A 19,886-nucleotide genomic window follows, 5' to 3' on the forward strand; every position below is an offset into this window, starting at 1 on the left:
AGGCAGGGTCATCACTTACACTTGTCAAAGTTGGAACAATGGTTCTGCCACAGTTGTCAGTAACTGTAGGGATACTCGGCTCCACTGCATCGCCCACACAAGCTACAGTAGCTGAGCCATTGGTTGGTATCGTTACCACAGGTGTCTCTATCGTGTAGGTATATGTCCAGGTGTATGTTTCTCCTGCGCAATCCTCATACGTGTAAGTATAAACTTTCGTACCCTCACAGGCAGGGTCATCACTTACAYTTGTCAARGTTGGAACRATGGTTCYGYCACAGTTGTCWGTAACCTCTGGTGCTATCGGCTCCACGGCATCATCCACACAGGATACAGTAGCTGAACCGTTCAATGGCATTGTCACCACAGGTATCTCTATCGTGTAGGTATATGTCCAGGTATACTCTTCTCCAGCACAGTCTGTATACGTGTAGGTATAAACTTTCGTCCCCTCACAGGCAGGATCTTCACTTATACTTGTCAAGGTTGGAACGATAGTTCTGTCACAGTTGTCAGTAACTACAGGGGCATTCGGCTCCACGGCATCATCCACACAGGATACAGTAGCTGAACCGTTCAATGGCATTGTCACCACAGGTGTCTCTATCGTGTAAGTATATGTCCAGATGTACTCTTCTCCGGCACAGTCTGTATAAGTATAGGTATAAACTTTCGTACCCTCACAGGTAGGGTCATCACTTACACTTGTCAAGGTTGGAACGATGGTTCTGTCACAGTTGTCTGTAACCTCTGGCGCTGTCGGTTCCACGGCATCATCCACACAGGATACGGTTTCTGAGCCATTAGTAGGCATCGTTACCACAGGTGTCTCTATCGTGTAGGTATATGTCCAGGTATACTCTTCTCCAGCACAGTCTGTATAAGTGTAGGTATAAACTTTCGTACCCTCACAGGCAGGATCTTCACTTATACTTGTCAAGGTTGGAACAATGGTTCTGCCACAGTTGTCTGTAACCTCTGGCGCTGTCGGTTCTACCGCATCATCCACACAGGATACGGTTGCTGAGCCGTTGGTTGGTATCGTTACCACAGGTGTCTCTATCGTGTAAGTATATGTCCAGGTATACTCTTCTCCGGCACAGTCTGTATAAGTATAGGTATAAACTTTCGTACCCTCACAGGTAGGGTCATCACTTACACTTGTCAAGGTTGGAACGATGGTTCTGTCACAGTTGTCCGTAACTGTAGGGGCATTCGGTTCTACCGCATCATCAACACAGGCTACAGTTGCTGACTGATCCGATGGTAAATTAAAACCTGAAATTTCATATGTATGAGTAAAACTCACAGTCCCAATATTCCCACATTCATCTGATGCTGAAAAAGTAAATACTGTTTGACTATTTCCTGGACAATTACCTGGAATTTCCTCTATTGTAAATGTAACAGGAATAACACTACCACAATTGTCTGCCGCAGTCAACTCATCCAAATTAGGAGGAATATTTAACCTAATGCACGACGTAATTGTCTGATCAGTTGCCCATGAACCCAAAAATGATAAATCAATAACTGGTGCTAGCGTATCCTTAACATTTAATACTTGTTGAATAGTACTTGAATTGCCACATGCGTCCGAAATTGTATAAGTTCTAGTGACTGTCAAAGGACATGAACCCGAAGACACATCAGAACTTGTAACTGATATGTTTTCTATGGAAGTACAGTTATCGGTGATAGTCAATCCTAACGCTTCTAATTCAGCAATCGTAGTGGCAGCAGGAGGCACATCACTTATACCACATCCTTCGATTTCTACCTCATTCAATTCTCCTAAAATCTCAGGACTTGTAGTATCTTCAACAGTAATCGTCTGAATATGTACAGCCTCATTACCACAGGCATCTGTTGCCGTCCATGTTCTAGTTAGGATATAGCTATTCGAACAAAGACCGTCTGTACGCTCTTCTTCAAAAGTAACTTCAGGAACTGCACATAAAGTCCCGTCAGTTGCCGTAAGGATTGGTGCAGTTGGCACCTCATTACATGAAACAGTAATATCTCCTGGTATCTCTTCTACAAATACTGGTGGTGTATTATCTACAAGAGTTCGTGTTTGAATATATTCTGCAACATTTCCACATGCATCCTGTCCTATATATCTAGTAGTAAAAATTGTTAGTTCTGGGCATTCACCACTTTCGGACGTTCTTTCAATCGTTACTGTGACAGGTCCACCACAATAACTGATGAACAAGGCATCTAGCAACTCTTGGGATGGAGGTGCTTCTGGCCTACCTGGCCTACAACTCGCCCCTCTTTCTATAACCTGATCATCAAAATATGAAGGGAGATCTGGGTTAACTATAGGTGGAGTCGTACCCTCTACCCTAAACTCATGCACACAAGTTGAGGTATTCAAAACAGTATCCTCACCCTCATCTCTTACACCATTCCCATTGGTATCCTCATATTCAGTTATGGTATAAGTTCTAGTAACCGATCCGCTACACCCAGGGTCTGCACTATTGCTTGCAGTAATTTCGATGATACCGCATGGATTATTCCCTATGGATCCGTCACCATTTCCCAGAGCTTCAAATTCTGAAATGGTTAATGTTGTAGCCGATGGAACATCATCGTAGCATTCAACCGTCATAGGCTCAAAAGTTGGACAGGTAACTTCAAAAACACAACACACAGGCGATGCTCCAGTCAACACAATCGGAGCACAATTACCCGCATCTGAGATGCTTATATTATAATTTGTACCTGAGACTATAGGATCTGAGGTCCAAGTATGTGTACCATCACCATTGTCTCTCCAAGCACCTGCGCCTCCTGTTCCCGTGGCTTCAAATGGGCCATAACCTCTAAAGGTTGCCGATACAGTATAGTTCAACTCATTTGCTATACACTCCACTATAGGCTCGCCTACTTGCCCCAACTCAGGTAAAGTAAACTCAAAACTAACATCCTGCTCACAGACGTAAGTATTTCCTGCTTCATCAGTCAGTGTCCATTCTTTAATCAATTCATAGGGATTTCCAGTAGGAAGAAATTCAAAAGTAACCGACTCGATATTAAATACAGAAGCAAATGAACCATTGTTTACTGAATTGGAAAACTCTTCATACGAAGAATTCTGAACGGCAAATCCTCTTGGAATCGAATAAAATACTGTAATTAGCCCTTGGGTAGTTGGTAATCTAAAATCTACTTCTTCATGTGTAGGTAGCTCACCTAATTCTTCAGTGGAATCCGAACATGGTAATACCTGATAGACTAATGGCTCTGGGCATACTAATGTAGAGACATTGATTGTAACCGTGGCGGTATCACAATTAAACGGATTAGAAAGCTTGCAAATCTGGTAAACAATGGTATAAACCCCTACAGGAGTTCCTTCGGGTACAGAAACTATCCCTGTAGCTGTATCTAAAATAGGTACAACTCCACCTCCAATAGGAGTAGCCTCTGTTACAACAGTCGTTGTGATAGTAGATGGATCAACAGGGGTTTCATTGACACTGTCATTGTCAAAAATATTTCCCGCATTGCTAGATCCTGTAGCACTATCAAAAGGGCCAAATAGATCATCTTCTGCAATTATTGGGCTTTGAACCTCAATGTTGTTACTAAATTCAGAGGTATTTCCATCTTCATCTGTTGCGGTCAATGTAATAAAATCTCCAATATTCAGGTCAGAAACTGAAATGGTACCTGTAAATAACCCATTGGCATCTGCAGTGAGAGTTCCTAAGAAGGTTCTACCTTCGCCGTGAGGAACGGATTCACCATCTCCCAGGATAATTTCCCCATCAATTTCTCCGAATTCATATGCTATAAAAACTTCTACTTTTGCATTTCCAAAAAGAGTGCTTCCTGAAGGGTCATTTCCAACAAATCCATCAATCAAAAGTTGGTCTTGGGTATCATTTAAAATAGCAGTGACAGCAATGGGGTAATCCATGCCTGAATTGGCAGTATTTGAATTTTTAATACCATCGTTTGGTGTAACTGCATCGTTGGTTGAATCATCATTTAAATCTGAGATATTTAAGTTAATCCCCAACAATGAATTGTTATAAATGCTATTTTCAGTAATTCGAATTCCTGAAGAATTAAATCCTGCACGTGAATTGACCAAAATCCCATGGCCATGTAGAGTGTTTCGAATAATATTATTTGATATCACCGAATTGAACGTAGGCATAGCTATAATAGCCGCATTTTGTGCTGGAACAACACCCGTTATCGGCTCTTCCATCGAATTTTCAACAGTATTACCGTGGAAGGTTACATTTTCTGCAAATTGCAAATCCACTGCTCCCCATTGAGTGTATCCCAAATAGTTATGCTGAGCCACGGTTGGTCCTGGCCCACTGACACGTAATGATTCCTGAGGATTTGTATCAGGTGAATTTTTACCTGTATTCAAGATCGAATTTCCTACAATCAAGGCAGCTTCTGCATTTTGTGCATGAACCCCAAATGCGTTGAGGTGCCCAATAAGATTATTTCGTACAACTATATTTTTAGAAGCATCCATCCAAACCCCAAGTCTTAAACGATTATCCAGTCCTGGATCTAAAAAACTTGTAGCAGAAGAACCAATGAAGTTTTGTTCGGCAAGTCCATTGGTAGCACTTGGAGCAAACCTAATACCATCGATATTGTTAGATCCTCCATTTGGTTTTCTTATGGCTAATCCTCTAATGATAGTTTCCAAACCTGTTACTCTGAATACAAAGGCTGCTGCTGCTGTTCCTAACTGCCTTCTTACTTCGATCTCTGGTCTTTCTACTTGATTTATGGTACCTATTCCAGTTCCTGTACCCACATTTCCAGAATATCCTTCGCTACCTGGATTTGTATTACCAACATTTACTGTTTGGGTAGTTCCATCGATGCTAATTAAATCCCCGGCAATATTTGGTAGAGATGTGGTATTGGTTATAACAGCAACTCCAGCAGTCAACTGATTAGGCAATCCAGCTCTTAAACCTGGTACAGCATTACCATCCGAAATCATAAAAATACTCACATCTCTACCAGCAGGCTGACCTTCAATAGCAAGATTAGAAACATTTAAGGCATTGGCATTTAAAATAAATTGACGTAAAGAACCTTGGCCTGTGTCGGAAGTATTTACTATGGTATTGAAGTTGAAGCCAAAATCAATGTTCGTAATATCAGAAGTTCCAACTGAAATTGGCGAAATAGATTGTGCCGTAGTTGTACTAGTTGTTAGTGATGCTAAAGTGGTAGCACCATTTGCTGCATCAATTAGTAATGGATTTTCACCTCCCACTCTATTTACATCAGCTAAGGCGGTACCAGTAGAGGCATCTGCTCTAAAGGTTTGAACCGCACGTAAAGCAGGTAATGCTCCCGCTCTTTGAGATAAAACTGTTTGACTTGCTACCCTAACTGTATAATCACCAGGGGTAGAAATAGGGAATTGATAATTTCCCTCACTATCGGTCAAGGTGCTGCTGACAAAACTTCCAGAGCTATTATACAATTCTACCCTAGCATTCTCAACTGCGATTTGATTATTGGCGAAGCCACTTGCTACTGCAGAAGCATTTGCAGTAGTGTAATCTCTTCCAGCACCTCCACCATAATTGATATCTTCAAAAATACGACCACTAATATTTGCGCATACAGGTGCTGTACCAGTTAAAATTAGAGGACTACACACCCCACTATCAGAAATAGAAACACTATAATCTGTACCTGCTGCAATCGCACCAGAAGCCCAGGTAGAAGTACCATCACCGTTATCAACCCAAGCACCAGGTCCACCAGTACCTGTCGCTAAAAATGGAGCCGTGCCTGATATGGTGATTTCTAAAGTATAGCTTGTTCCATCTGCAGCACAACTAGTGGCTGCGCCACCAATAAGTAAGATTTCAGGTGTTACAACAACGGTAACATTTTTGCTACTTGTACCAACTGAAGTGCAACCTAGAGAAGCTAACAATTGATAAGTAACCGTGTATGTCGTCGTAAGAGTTGGATTGACTGTTATAGAATTTCCGGTACCTAAAGGCACAGCGCCATCAAACCATTCTATATTGTAGATTGATGTTGGTAATGCAATACTTAATTCAACTTGATTGCTAGTTAAACAAACCACATCAACACTAGCGACAGGATCTGGAGCAAATGCTCCTGGTAATAAATCAAAATTTTGCTCTGTAAATCCACAATCACTAATTACTCTAATCACATAATTTCCAACCGGTAATCCTGCAAATGAATAATTCCTTTCGGACAAATCTGTAGTAGTGTATGTTTGTAGTGGTTGATCAATACTAGGATCAGTACCAAAATTCCATAAACTATAAGTAATTGAACCAACAGGTTCGCCAGCTGCTGTTATAGATATAATACCCGAATTAGGATCGGCAACGTCACAAAATACAGAGGCGATAGAAAAAGAAACTGCTTGAGCAGGAAGTATCGTTACTGGTTGTAAAACTTGACGTCTGTTACCACTAGCAATCCCACCACCTAATTGAACTGAATGAGAATTTCTACCTGTACTATTGGTTCTCATAAAATGATTTCGAAACTCAATAAAGTATTCGCCTGGAGCTACATTGGTAAATGTTCCATTATAAAAATCAGGAGATAAATTATCCTGCACTAAGCTTCCCGGATCACCATTATTGTTAACTAACAAACGTGTAGTCCCTCCAAACCTGTAATTATGAGTTCCTATTTGCGTGCTATTTTCATTTGAAACATAATAAATATCAGAGGCAGTACAGCCTGTTTGCACAGTGATTTGCGGATCCCAAGTCGTTGGGGTATCCAAATTAATAAGTATAGTTTTTTCACTATTACACTCGACATTTCTTACTGTAACCTCATACTCTCCTACTGGTAGATCTACGAATGTTTGACGCACTGAACCTCCTTCATAGTTGTGCGTAAACACATAAGGAAAGTTAATTGTGGTGCCAGCAGCCTGCTCACCAGACAAATAAGGCAACTGACCAGTTGGGTAGGTATAGCTTACCATACCATCTGTACGATTTATAGTGTATTCCAGCGTGTTAAACAAAAGATCTAAAGATGGATTATCGCCCGTCTTTCTTACTGCAAATCCAACTGTCCCATCCAAAAAAGATGGTGTAGGAGTTAAAAACACCTGACTTATAGGGTCTACTGGTGGTGGTTCAGAAAATGTAAAATCTCTAATTCTTACCGCTTGTGAAGGATTACAACTATTTACAAATTCAATTCTATAATTATCTCCAACAACCAAGTTATAAGGCAAAGGAGAAATTAAAGATGCTGGAAATTGAAGCGCAGAGGGTGTTACTGTATTTGAAATATTTCTCGATTCCAAAAGTGTCCATGATCCTGCAACCTCATGATAAAAACTAACCTGACCACCGACTGGTCCATAGTAATTAGCCACACCTCCTATAACCTGTGGTAAATTTAATGAAACATAATTAACAATATTTGCACAATTCCCTGCCTCCAAAACTGAAAATTGACTTGGAACGTTTGTAAAAGACAAATCTATAGGTGGAGTAGTTACTGTATGTGTTCGTTCATTACAACCGTCGTTGGCAGTAATTGTTATTACTGTATTTGGTGGCAGATTTGTAAAATATGCAGGAAAATTGCTACCCGTGGCTGAGGAACCCGGATATGGAGCGAAGGTAGCATTCTGAACCGTTGCACCATAAGATACTGTTAATGAATTTGCTTGAACCCTTGCTGTATTTCCTGTTCCACCCCAAAATGCTGAAGAAATAATTATATCAACTGTATTACAAGAAGTAGAACTCACAAAAGTACGAAACCATCCTGGAGTTATTGTTGCATTATCAAACATTCCTGGTCCAGTATAGTTAGTAACTGTGGCATTAGAACCAACACCCGCAGTACAACCTGGCACGTTTTCAGTAACATCTACAATATAAGATCCAGCAGCTAAACTGGAAAAAGTATAACTTGTTGCAGTAATTGGACCAGATGACAACCCTAAGGAAGCTATGGAGTAGGTATAAGTTCCCGAAGTTGGTCTACTTATAGTAGAAACTATCTCACCATCTTCAGCATAATTTGTATCCGAAGAGCCACAAGAAATATTTGTAATTTGATTTTGTACCGTGAATGGGACATAAGTTGTCGAAGTTGATACCGAAATTGCGTCTGAAGTTACCGCACCTTGCTGAATACGCACCTCATAATTCCCAGGCAATAGATTAATAAATGACCCAGCACCTGATGCGTCAAGATTTATCAGATCAAAATCTGTTACACTTCCCAACTCCCTGATTACCGCTATAGCATTGCAGCCCGAAGCTCCAGGAATACTTACCAGAATTTGGGCATCTTGTGCACACACCCCATTAACTGGTGTCACATTAAATGTCGATATATCACACTGTGCTCTGGCTTGCAGCACAAAAACACTGGCAAAAAAAGAGAACAAAAGTAAATATTTTTTCATAGGAATTATATTTTCCAAATTTCACACATAAGACCAAAGCAGTCGTCTTTAGAGTACTGTATCAAAAATCTAAGTGTCAAAACATACTAAAAAAAGTAAAATGAGCTCCTAATTAATAATAGCCCTTATAACTCATTTCTATATACCATAATAAAAGGAAACGATCTTTTACTTTATATTTAATATTGTTTGTTTTGCACTGAATTTTATTTTACTCATCAAACCGTAAAAGGCAAAAGTAATTTATTTGATATCAAACAGCTTTTTTTTGTATACGTAAATATACTCAACTACCTCAATAGGTTCTTTGGATGTGATCAATGACCTCTTTCATGATTGGTATAGATGAGAATAATGAACATTAAATTTTTATAGTTTAATTATATGATCATCCGAAATAACAGCTGAACTTAAACTAAAAGACTAGCTCAAGAGGATAGCCGTTGTTGATTATAGGTGGAAAAGTTATAAGTGTATCAAATGATATAAAATATATCATTTTGTTTGGCTATTGGTAAGTGAGCGGATTTACATATTTTGTTGTATAAACAGCCAAAAGTCAAAGAAAAAACAGAAACATTCCATAAATAATACGGTGACACTAATCACACCTTAGAAGGTTAGCTTCAAATAAGCGAGGTTATTCATTTTAGTCAGAAAAGAAATAGCCTATTTTTAAAGCTTATCCTCTTTTTCAAAAAAAGCTCATTCACTTTTCATTTTATCCCTGATAAAAAATAAGGTTTCGGCCACTGAATTACTTATCTTTGTAGATTGATATTTAAGGTATATACTATTAAATACTGATATCAAACTTTCAACAAAATAGAAAAAATACATCAAATGAATAGAGAAGTACGCGTAAGATTTGCACCGTCTCCAACAGGAGCTTTACATATAGGCGGAGTTAGAACTGCTCTTTACAATTATCTTTTTGCCAAAAAAATGGGAGGAAAGTTTCTCCTGAGAATTGAAGACACTGACCAAACTCGCTTTGTATCTGGTGCTGAGGAGTATATTCAAAAATCACTGGAATGGTTAGGTATTTCTCCTGAAGAAAGTCCTTGGAATCCTGGTGAATGTGGCCCTTATAGACAGTCTGAGCGAAAGCCTATGTATATGCAATATGCGCTGGACCTGGTAGAGAAAGGACACGCTTATTATGCTTTCGACACTTCCGAAGAATTGGATGCAATGCGTGAAAGACTTACTGCGGCAAGGGTAGTGTCTCCTCAGTATAACTCTATCACTAGAACCCAAATGAAAAACTCACTGACGCTTCCAGAAGATGAAGTAAAAGAGAGATTGGCTTCCGGTGATCCTTATGTGATTAGAATAAAAATCCCTAGAAAAGAAGAGGTTAGGCTTAATGATATGATTCGCGGTTGGGTGATGGTTCATTCCAATACTTTGGATGACAAAGTCCTCATGAAATCAGATGGAATGCCAACATATCACTTGGCAAACATAGTTGATGATCACCTAATGGGAATCACCCATGTAATTCGCGGTGAAGAATGGCTGCCATCAGCACCGCTTCACGTGTTGCTATATAAATATTTTGGATGGGAAGATACGATGCCTCAGTTTGCACATTTGCCACTTTTATTGAAACCTGATGGCAATGGCAAGCTATCCAAAAGAGATGCTGACAAACATGGTTTTCCAATCTTCCCAATGGACTGGACAGATCCAAATTCAGGAGATAAGGCTAGTGGGTTCAAAGAAGAAGGATATCTTCCTGATGCTTTTTTGAATTTCTTGGCATTCCTAGGTTGGAACCCTGGAGATCATAGAGAGATTTTCTCTTTGGATGAATTAGTGGAAGCATTTAGCATTGATAGGATAGGAAAATCAGGCACGAAATTCGATATCAACAAGGCCAAGTGGTACAATGAGCAATACCTTAGAAACAAGTCAGATGATGTTTTGGCTCGTTTCCTAATGGCAGATGTGGAAAAAGAAGGTCTTTCTGTAGATCCAGATAAAGCCGCTCAGATATCAGCTATAATGAAAGAAAGAGCAACGTTCCCATCCGATCTTTGGAAAGAAGGTAAATTCATGCTCATTGCCCCGACAAGTTTTGACGATAATGTAGCTTCCAAAAAATGGAATAATGATGCAGTAACTGTATTGACCACCTATAGAGAAAAATTGGCTAACTTCGAAGAGGCACTCACTCCAGAATCAGCCAAGGCATTGTTAGAGAAATCTGCTGAGGAGAATGAAATTAAGTTTGGCAAAGTAATGCAAGCAGTTCGCTTGGCAATCACAGGTGTGGGTGCAGGCCCTGACTTGATGGCTGTATTTTCGATTCTTGGTAAGGAAGAGCTGATGAGTAGAATATCTTTTGCATTGGACACGTTAAAAATTCAGGAATAAACACAAATCTGAAAGCAGCAATTAGATGCTGCTTTCAGCCGTAATCAATAAGAAGATGGCTAAGAAACCCAAAAAAGAAGAGAACCCAAAAGTTCACAAAGATCTAGAAGGCTTCCAAATGAATATTGATTCTTTTGGTGAGATTTCGAGTAGTTTTCCTATTGACAAACTCAATGAGTTTTTGAATAACAATGTCGAAGACAAGAAATTGAAGGATAGAGAAGATATCAATGATATCAAAAAAGGTAAAAAGAAATAGAAAGGTGAAAATGCAAAAGTCTTTCACTTTATTTTTATTGTTGTTTGTAGGTCTAATAAGTGAGAATCTTCTTGCCCAAACTAATATTGGCATTAGGGGCGGATATTCTACCTCTAATTATAGCTATAGATTTAGGCCAGGTTCAATAGTCACTAGGACCGGAGGAATCACAGCGCCTACATATAGTTTGATAATTGAACAGTTTCTTGCCAAAAATGCCGGTGCACAAATTGAAATCCAATACCTACAATTAGGTTACACGCAAAGGGATACGCTCGAAAGAACCAATCAAACTAGATTTGATTTTATCAAAGTTCCATTTATGTCTAACTTTTACTTTGGAAACAGGGGTAGGTTTCATATTAAATTAGGGACACATGTTGGATATATGCTAAATGTGACAGACCCAATTAGAGAGTACGACACACCCGGTGTCTTGCCCACTTATGGGGGTGATAATGACAGGCCAAGAAAACTTCTATATGGCCTATCTGCTGGAGCGGGTTTGTCAAAACTATTTGGAAAAAGCACCTTAGCTGGTGAGGTACGGTTTTCATATGACTTTAATAGACCTGAAACTCAAAACCGTGTTTTTGATATGACCTCAACCAATATTGAATTTACAATGAGTTACCTATTTCAAATAATTAAACCCAAGTGGCAAAATTAGCAGAAAAAGGAACTATTTAACAGGCTTACTGTTATCAATTACAAACTACAAAATCAATCATAGCGATTATGTTACAAGCACAAAAGAGACCTACGACGATATACATGGAAGCCAATCCCAACCCAAATTCTTTGAAGTTTGTGGTGAATTTCATGTTGGCTGAAGAGGGTGTGAGCTTCGATTATCCAAATCAAGAAAGTACAGAGAATTCTCCCCTTGCAAATGAACTATTTAATTTTGCTGCAGTAGACAGGGTGTTTATAGCTTCTAACTTTGTGACAGTTACAAAAAAAGAAGATATCGAATGGCTTGAACTTCAAGACATTGTAAGGAACCATATCAAAACTTATCTAGAATCAGGTAAGGTGCCTGTAAAAGCAGAATTCGATAAAGATCCACTATTTGATGAAAACGATTCTGAGATAGTAAAGAAAATCAAAGGTATTTTGGATGAGTACATCAGGCCTGCAGTAGAGCAAGATGGTGGTGCGATAGTTTTTCATAGTTTTCAAGATGGCGTAGTAAAAGTTTTACTTCAAGGAAGTTGCTCTGGATGTCCATCAAGTACAGTGACACTAAAAGCAGGTATAGAAAATCTACTCACAAGGATGCTTCCTGAAGTAAAGGAAGTACAAGCAGAGGGAGTATAACCTGATGCTTAGAGGAAATTGGACTTGGACAATACTAGGCCTGATCAGCATTCTGATCAGGCATTTTGCACTTAAATCCCCTGCAAAAACAGAAGAACTATATTCTCGGAAATTTTTCCCAGGAGTAAGAAACCTCATTGATTTAACACTTTCCAAGCTACCCTTTGCAACAGTATATATCTTCATAGCTTCTGTTTTTTTGTTCATTGGAATATTTATTTTTCACTTTATAAAAAAGAATGGCTGGAAAAACAAGTTAGGATATACGATAAGATCGATATTCAATTACTTGGGAGCATTGATATTTTTCTTTTTAATCCTATGGGGTTACAATTATCAAAGAATCCCAGTATTTGAGCAAATAGGAATGAAACCTATCCCACTAGATGAACAGCAATTGATAGGGGAAATGGAACTTACACGTAACATCTTGAATCAGCTTAGATCTGACATCCAAAACGATACTTTGCCAATAGAGTCAATCATGGATTATAATGATCTTGAAAAGTTGGTAAGAGGAAATATGAGGGAACACTTGTACTTATTAGGCATGAATTTCACTGGGGAACCTCGTACAAAACAATTTTATCCAGCAGGATTTATGCGAAAAATGGGAATTTTGGGAATATATTTTCCATTTACTGGAGAAAGCTATATTGACCCAACACTTCATCCACTAGAAAAACCTTTTACCATAGCCCATGAAATGGCTCATAGCTATGGTGTAACAGATGAAGGCGAAGCTAACTTTATCGCTTGGGTCATTGGATCAAATAGCGATGATGTGTTGCTCCAATATTCTGCACAGCTCAAGCTTTTGCGCTATCAAATGAATGATTTATTTAGAATGTCTAAGGAACTTTACACCCATTTTTATAAAACTATTCCTAAGGGAATAAAGAACGACCTGATCTCAATCAGCAAAAATTCAGAAAAGTATAAACCAATTAATTTGGAATTGAGTAGAAAATCAAATGATCTCTTTCTCAAAACACAAGGTGTAAAAGCAGGTGTAATGAGTTACCAACAATTGCCAATGCTAGCATATTCCTGGAGAGTACGGTTAAAATCTTCAAATTAACTTCATCATCAGTTTTCTCGTAAGTATAGAAGGCGAAAATTTTACTAAATAATTCATTATGAAATTAATTTATTAATTTCGGCAAAAATTTGAAAAAGTATGAATAAAATAATTTGCATTGTAATATTTGCATTGTACTCACCTTGCATTGTCAACGCACAGGTTAATTTGTATGTGAAAGAGGAAAGAAACGGGAATAAAACATTTTTTTCGGAGAATAAAGACGCGTATCATTATTCAGTGATTATTGATTTAGAAGATTTTGAAAATTTAGACACTAGAGATGTTAGTGGAAGATTCTTTATAGCCAAGCCAGGCAAGCACCCACTAGCTAAAATGAGGGTGAAAAATATTGGGGAAAACACAAGTTTAAAATATACTAGCCAAATAATAAAAGGTAAATACAATCCTGAGTTTAGAGATAAAATCCCCTTTTTAATTCCAATTAGAGAAGGTCTCGAAGTTAAGATAACTAAGGAAATTTATAATCAAGATGTTACTAATGAAGATGTTGATAAAAGAAATGCTGGTGTATTGATACATTTTTCTGAACCTACATTCATATGTGCACCTAGGAAAGGATTAGTTACTCAAATCAATGATGGTAATCTGAATGAGTCCAACGAAATAGATGATGAAGAGAATTTTATTGAATTATACCATGAAGATGGCACGTTCTCAAGACTATATGTATTCAAATCAAAAACATCAAGAATCAATGTAGGAGATGTTGTATTTCCAGGCATGGAACTCGCCGAATCAGCAGTACTAAACCAGCAAGCGGAGTCTTATGTGAGGTTAGTGAGGTTAATTACTGTTAAAGAAGGTTATAATTTAATACAAAAAAATGAGGATGTGGCATTCGTAAGTAGTATAAACTCAAGCCTAAAACCAGAAAATGGATTTAAAATGATTTCGGTACATCCAAAAAAATGGATAACTTTTGAAATGTCAAAGAAGGAATTGAAAAAGGTACTTCCTACACTATAAATGGATTGATAATAGCTATCTAAAGATTAGGTAGCTATTTTTTATTTCCAATCCATACACCCAAAATCACAGCGACTATCCCGAAATAGTGGCCAAGTAACAAAACTTCACCATCCATTAGTCCCCATAAAATAGCCACAATTGGGATGAGGTATGTAACCGAACTTGCAAATACGGGAGTGGCAACTTTGACCATAATATTGAATAGTATCAAAGCCAATGCTGTCCCAACGACACCCAAAAGTGTAATGTAAGAAGCCGCTTCTACCGCGCCTTCCACTTGGGTTAATTTGAAAGAAAAGTCTGTGAAAGCGAATAGATAAATAGAAGCTGCAGGCAGTACCATCAAGAGTGAAATAGCTGTAATTGCCACTGGCTTAAGTTCCACAAACCTATATTTTATGATATTCAAATTTACCCCATAACAAGCGCATGCGAGTAGCACAAAGAATGCGTAAGAATTGATATCAGCAAAAGTTCCGAAAATAGAGTCTTCCTTTACTATTAATAGCAATGCTACTCCAATGAAAGCAATGAACAGTCCAATTGTATTTCTTTTAGTGATACGCGCATTGAAAAATAAAGCGCCTATCACTACTACAAACAAAGGAGTCATAGCATTAAACACACCAGTGAGAGAGCTGCTTAATTGTGTTTGGGCTTTTGCAAATAGAAATGCTGGAATAAAACTCCCAACAAGCCCTACAATTATCAGATTCTTTACTTGCTTTTTGTTGAGTGTTTTTAATCTAGGCAATGATAAAGGAAGCAAAACAATGCCTGCTGTTACGATTCTAAATGCGCCTACTTCACCAGGAGAAAAGATCTCCAAGCCTCTTTTTATCAAGATAAAAGAACTACCCCATATCAAGGCAAGAATAATTAGAAAACCCCAGGCCTTCAAAGCACCTTCAGCTTGGATATCTCTGGGTGGGTTTTGATTATTTGACAAAATGGGGCGCTTTAAAATTGATAATCAGCATACACTTCTGCTACTTGGTCAAGTATAGCCGAAACCTGATCGTAAGTGTCTGCTGTTACCATTTCTGTCCTGAAAGGTTTGAAATTTGGCATACCTCTGAAATAGTTCGTATAGTGACGACGCATTTCCAAAATCCCTTGCTTTTCACCTTTCCACTGAACAGAGAAATCTAAATGCTTCTTAGTTACATTGATTCTTTCTTCCAGCCCTGGGGCTTTAAGTTCCTCGCCTGTAGCTAGAAAATGCTTGATTTCATTGAATATCCACGGATACCCAATAGCAGCCCTACCGATCATCATTCCATCGACATTGTATTTTTCTTTATACTCCTTGGCTTTTTGTGGAGAATCGATATCTCCATTTCCAAATACTGGGATATGTAATCGTGGATTTTCTTTTACCAAGTTCAAATAAGACCAATCAGCTTCACCTTTATACATCTGCTGTCTGGTACGGGCATGAATACTTATAGCCTGAATACCTACATCTTGAAGACGCTCTGCGACTTCCACAATTCTGATGGTATCCTGAGACCAACCTAACCTTGTCTTGACGGTAACAGGGATATTCACAGCCTTTACGATTTCAGCTGTCATGGAGACCATTTTGTCAATATCCAACAAAATACCTGCTCCAGCACCTTTGCAGGCAACTTTGTTCACTGGACAGCCGTAATTGATATCTAAAATATCAGGTCCAGCCTCTGCTGCTATTGCTGCAGCCTCACGCATGGACTCTATATCATTTCCGAAAATCTGAATGCCAATCGGTCTTTCATATTCATAAATATCCAATTTCTGAACACTCTTGACTGCATCTCTTATAAGCCCTTCAGAACTGATGAATTCTGTGTACATCAAATCTGCTCCATTTTCCTTGCATACTGCCCTAAATGGAGGATCACTCACATCTTCCATTGGTGCCAAAAGCAATGGAAATTCACCTAATTCTAAGTTTCCTATCTTTACCACTTCTCAATTCTATTTAATCTTGTAAATTTACCGCAATTATGGAGATTTATAAAGCCCAATCCCCAATTGCTCGCAAAAGTAACTGGTTTTTGTCATTAGTTGTTATTGTATTGGTTACTTTCGGTGTCATGGCTGTATTGCAATCCATTTCAATCTTTTTGGTTAATCCGATTTTTGGGATTCCTATGGATGAGATGGTTGCGGCCTTTGCAGGCAATAGTCCCAACTCAGACGCAAGGATGGCTATTCTTTTTGTTCAGGGAATAGGTGCTGGATTATCCTTCTTGGTCTCAGCATTATTTATTGCCAAACTCATAGACAAGGCCGACTTTGGATGGAAACAGCAAATTGCTAATTTTAAGTTCAATGGATTTCTGCGAATGTTTATGATTTTGTTCGGAGGGATACTTTTCAACACCCTGCTGATATATTGGAATAGCATTATTGCTCTTCCTGAATTTATGAGCTCATTTGAGAGTTGGGCGCGAGCCAAAGAAGATCAAGCTATGATTATGACAAAATTTCTAACAGATTTTGACAATATCAGTGAATTTATAGTGGGTATTTTGGTAGTGGGAGTTTTGGCAGGATTAGGGGAAGAGTTTTTATTTAGAGGGGTATTACAACCCAAGCTACATTTCTATACGAGAAATGCCCATGTTGGGATCTGGCTGGCAGCGTTTGTTTTTTCTGCAATACATTTTCAATTTTACGGATTCTTTCCGAGAATGCTCTTGGGAGCAATATTCGGATATTTATACCTATATTCAGGGAGCTTAATTTATCCTATATTAGCTCATATTTTAAACAATGTCACAACTTTGGTATTGGTATATATGAATAAATTGGGCAAAGTTGATTTCGATATAGAAGAAGCTGATATGGTATCTATTCCTATAGCATTAGTTGGCTTATTGATTTTATTGGTAGGCTTTAAGATTTTCAAAGAAGTAAATAAACCAAAGATAACAGATGGAGAATTGGATAAAAATATTTGATGCTGAGTCGCCGGTAAGGGCAGAGATAGTAAAGGGGGTTTTGGAGGCACATGGTATTGGAGCTGTGATTCTGAACAAGAAAGAATCGGCTTATAAAATTCACGGGTATTATGAAGTGATGGTTCAAAATGAGAATTCATCAAACGCAACAAAAATCATCGAGAATGAGATCACCTTTTAAGTTACGATCAAGATTCAATATCAATAATTATAGCAATTTAGGACAAAGAGTAATAACAGGTCTCATTGGGGCTTCCGTGATCGTAGCGGGATCCATCTACAGTGAATGGCTGTATTTTCTCATATTTGGTCTAATTTTGATTTTCTCCCAGATGGAGTTTTACAAGCTTTCTGGATTAGACGGGATGTTGCCTTTAAAGAGTTTCGGGACATTTCTGGGATTTATCATATTTGCTTTGACATTTTTGATTGAGCTTCAGCATCTCCAAGACAAATATTATTTCTTGATTTTCCCTTTGGCTTCATTGGTGTTTTTCATCAAACTTTACAGGAAATCGGATAAGAAACCTTTCACAGGTGTAGCCTTTACGTTTTTGGGTATTTTCTATGTGGCAGTACCTTTTTCATTATTAAATTTGGCGGCATTTTCAGTTGATGGCACGTTTCATTATGAGATTATCATAGGTTCATTATTTATTCTGTGGGCATCTGATACTGGTGCATATTTTGCGGGGACTAAGTTCGGGAAAACCAAGCTGTTTGAACGAGTTTCACCTAAGAAATCATGGGAAGGGTTCCTTGGCGGTGCGTTTCTTGCATTTACAATCGCTTATGTTTTAAGTATTTATTTTAATTCATTACCAGAGTGGCAGTGGTTTTGTATAACAGGAATTATAATAATAGCAGGAACATATGGAGACTTGATAGAGTCTCTTTTCAAGCGCAGTATTGAGATCAAGGATTCAGGAAAAATATTGCCTGGGCATGGTGGATTCATGGATCGTTTTGACGGATTGCTATTATCTGCCCCATTTATAGCGGCATTTTTGAAAATCTTTTAAAAATGCCTACCTCTTATTAAAAATACTCCTTAATATTGTATCATAATTTAAAGCTCAACTAAAGAAACCCAAATATGGCTTACATTGAACCGGCCCCAATTAAGGATTCAGAAAATCCTTTGGAGTCAATGATGGAAAGGTTTAACCTTGCAGCTGAAAAACTAGGACTTTCAGATGAAGTTTACAACGTCTTAAAAAATCCTGCCAAACAAGTAATTGTTTCATTGCCAATCACGATGGACAATGGCAAAATCCAAGTATTCGAAGGTATTCGTGTAATACACTCAAACATACTCGGGCCAGCCAAAGGCGGAATCCGCTTTGCGCCAGATGTGCATTTGGATGAAGTAAAAGCGCTTGCAGCTTGGATGACTTGGAAATGTGCCGTAGTGGATATCCCTTATGGTGGTGGAAAAGGCGGTGTGAAGTGTAATCCAAGAGAAATGTCTAAGGGAGAAATTGAAAGATTAATGCGAGCTTACACGCTGGCAATGATCGATGTGTTTGGTCCAGACAAAGATATTCCTGCACCTGATATGGGTACAGGTCCAAGAGAAATGGCATGGCTAATGGATGAATATTCCAAAGCGCATGGAATGACAGTGAATGCAGTCGTTACTGGTAAGCCACTCGTTTTGGGAGGTTCTCTTGGAAGAACTGAAGCCACAGGGCGAGGTGTAATGGTGTCCGCACTTGCAGCTATGCAAAAATTGAAAATCAACCCTTTCCAAGCAACTTGCGCAGTACAAGGTTTCGGAAATGTGGGTTCTTGGGCCTCGCTTCTATTGGAAGAAAGAGGTTTGAAAATTGTGGCAATTTCTGATATTTCGGGTGCATATCACAACACAAATGGTATCAACATTCAAGAAGCAATTGACTACAGAGATGGCAATAATGGAACCTTAGAAGGTTTCAAAGGAGCTGAAAAGCTAGCTGATGCAATGGAAATCTTGGAATTGGATGTAGATGTTTTGGTTCCTGCTGCTGTGGAAGATGTAATAACTATCCATAATGTAGATAGAATCAAAGCAAAACTAATCGTAGAAGGCGCCAATGGTCCGACTTCTGCCAAAGCTGATGCAATCATCAATGAAAAAGGAATCATGGCTGTTCCAGATATCCTAGCAAATGCAGGAGGGGTAACAGTTTCATATTTCGAATGGGTACAAAATAGATTAGGTTACAAATGGACTGCTGAAAGGGTAAACAGAAGATCTGATAGGATTATGAAGGATGCCTTTGACCACGTTTATGAAGCATCTATCAAATATGATGTACCGATGAGGATAGCTGCTTATATTGTAGCTATTGATAAAGTTGCCAAGACTTATACTTATAGAGGAGGCTTCTAATTAGCACCTGAGGAAAGTTTACTATATTTGAGGTGTGAAAGTTAAGGCTTTCGCACCTTTTTACATTAAGAATAAATTTGAAT

The 19,886-nt window shown here is 38.5% G+C and carries 13 protein-coding genes; 10 read left to right on the plus strand and 3 right to left on the minus strand.

The genetic code is table 11. From position 1 onward, the window contains the following. On the minus strand, positions 1-8,446 hold an 8,446-nt coding region (locus tag MM213_RS18330), incomplete at its 3' end, for an HYR-like domain-containing protein (RefSeq protein ID WP_241414349.1). Between the two features lie 843 nt (positions 8,447-9,289). Between MM213_RS18330 and gltX the strand changes: the two genes are divergently transcribed. The 6 genes from gltX to MM213_RS18360 all read left to right on the plus strand — a co-directional run bounded on the left by gltX (position 9,290) and on the right by MM213_RS18360 (position 14,478). Further along, complete coding sequence (gltX, locus tag MM213_RS18335; RefSeq protein WP_241414350.1) at positions 9,290-10,828, plus strand: glutamate--tRNA ligase; 1,539 nt, start codon at positions 9,290-9,292, stop codon at positions 10,826-10,828. A 55-nt stretch (positions 10,829-10,883) separates the two neighbouring features. Beyond that, positions 10,884-11,087, plus strand: a complete 204-nt coding sequence (locus tag MM213_RS18340) for a hypothetical protein (RefSeq protein ID WP_241414351.1) — start codon at positions 10,884-10,886, stop codon at positions 11,085-11,087. 10 nt (positions 11,088-11,097) lie between these two features. Continuing rightward, positions 11,098-11,757 (plus strand): outer membrane beta-barrel protein, encoded by a 660-nt coding sequence (locus MM213_RS18345; RefSeq protein WP_241414352.1) that lies wholly within the window; start codon positions 11,098-11,100, stop codon positions 11,755-11,757. Between the two features lie 68 nt (positions 11,758-11,825). Then, positions 11,826-12,407: a NifU family protein gene (locus tag MM213_RS18350; RefSeq protein ID WP_241414353.1), complete on the plus strand. Its 582-nt coding sequence runs from the start codon at positions 11,826-11,828 to the stop codon at positions 12,405-12,407. 4 nt (positions 12,408-12,411) lie between these two features. Further along, positions 12,412-13,488, plus strand: coding sequence for a DUF3810 domain-containing protein (locus tag MM213_RS18355; RefSeq protein WP_241414354.1), 1,077 nt, complete (start codon positions 12,412-12,414; stop codon positions 13,486-13,488). Between the two features lie 99 nt (positions 13,489-13,587). Beyond that, positions 13,588-14,478 (plus strand): hypothetical protein, encoded by an 891-nt coding sequence (locus tag MM213_RS18360; protein ID WP_241414355.1) that lies wholly within the window; start codon positions 13,588-13,590, stop codon positions 14,476-14,478. A gap of 34 nt (positions 14,479-14,512) precedes the next feature. On the opposite strand, the gene MM213_RS18365 is transcribed toward MM213_RS18360, so the two are convergent. Next, on the minus strand, positions 14,513-15,430 hold the full coding sequence (locus tag MM213_RS18365) for a DMT family transporter (RefSeq protein WP_241414356.1): 918 nt from the start codon (positions 15,428-15,430) through the stop codon (positions 14,513-14,515). A gap of 11 nt (positions 15,431-15,441) precedes the next feature. After that, entirely contained in the window at positions 15,442-16,431 is a 990-nt protein-coding gene (gene dusB / locus MM213_RS18370; protein ID WP_241273870.1) for a tRNA dihydrouridine synthase DusB, read from the minus strand. A gap of 38 nt (positions 16,432-16,469) precedes the next feature. Between dusB and MM213_RS18375 the strand changes: the two genes are divergently transcribed. The 4 genes from MM213_RS18375 (at position 16,470) to MM213_RS18390 (ending at position 19,803) form a co-directional block, all read left to right on the plus strand. Next, the gene (locus MM213_RS18375; RefSeq protein WP_241414357.1) at positions 16,470-17,429 is read left to right on the plus strand and encodes a CPBP family intramembrane glutamic endopeptidase; all 960 of its coding nucleotides are present in this window, start codon (positions 16,470-16,472) and stop codon (positions 17,427-17,429) included. After that, positions 17,404-17,610 carry a putative signal transducing protein gene (locus MM213_RS18380; protein ID WP_241273872.1) on the plus strand — a complete coding sequence of 69 codons (207 nt, stop codon included), beginning with the start codon at positions 17,404-17,406 and terminating at the stop codon, positions 17,608-17,610. Before MM213_RS18375 ends, MM213_RS18380 begins: the two co-directional genes overlap by 26 nt. Continuing rightward, the gene (locus tag MM213_RS18385; protein WP_241414358.1) at positions 17,594-18,451 is read left to right on the plus strand and encodes a phosphatidate cytidylyltransferase; all 858 of its coding nucleotides are present in this window, start codon (positions 17,594-17,596) and stop codon (positions 18,449-18,451) included. The genes MM213_RS18380 and MM213_RS18385 overlap by 17 nt, the downstream gene beginning before the upstream one ends. Before the next feature lie 74 nt (positions 18,452-18,525). Then, positions 18,526-19,803, plus strand: a complete 1,278-nt coding sequence (locus tag MM213_RS18390; RefSeq protein ID WP_241414359.1) for a Glu/Leu/Phe/Val family dehydrogenase — start codon at positions 18,526-18,528, stop codon at positions 19,801-19,803. Positions 19,804-19,886 lie beyond the last annotated feature (83 nt).

Source organism: Belliella alkalica, assembly GCF_022549785.1.
In the GTDB taxonomy this organism is placed as follows: domain Bacteria; phylum Bacteroidota; class Bacteroidia; order Cytophagales; family Cyclobacteriaceae; genus Belliella; species Belliella alkalica.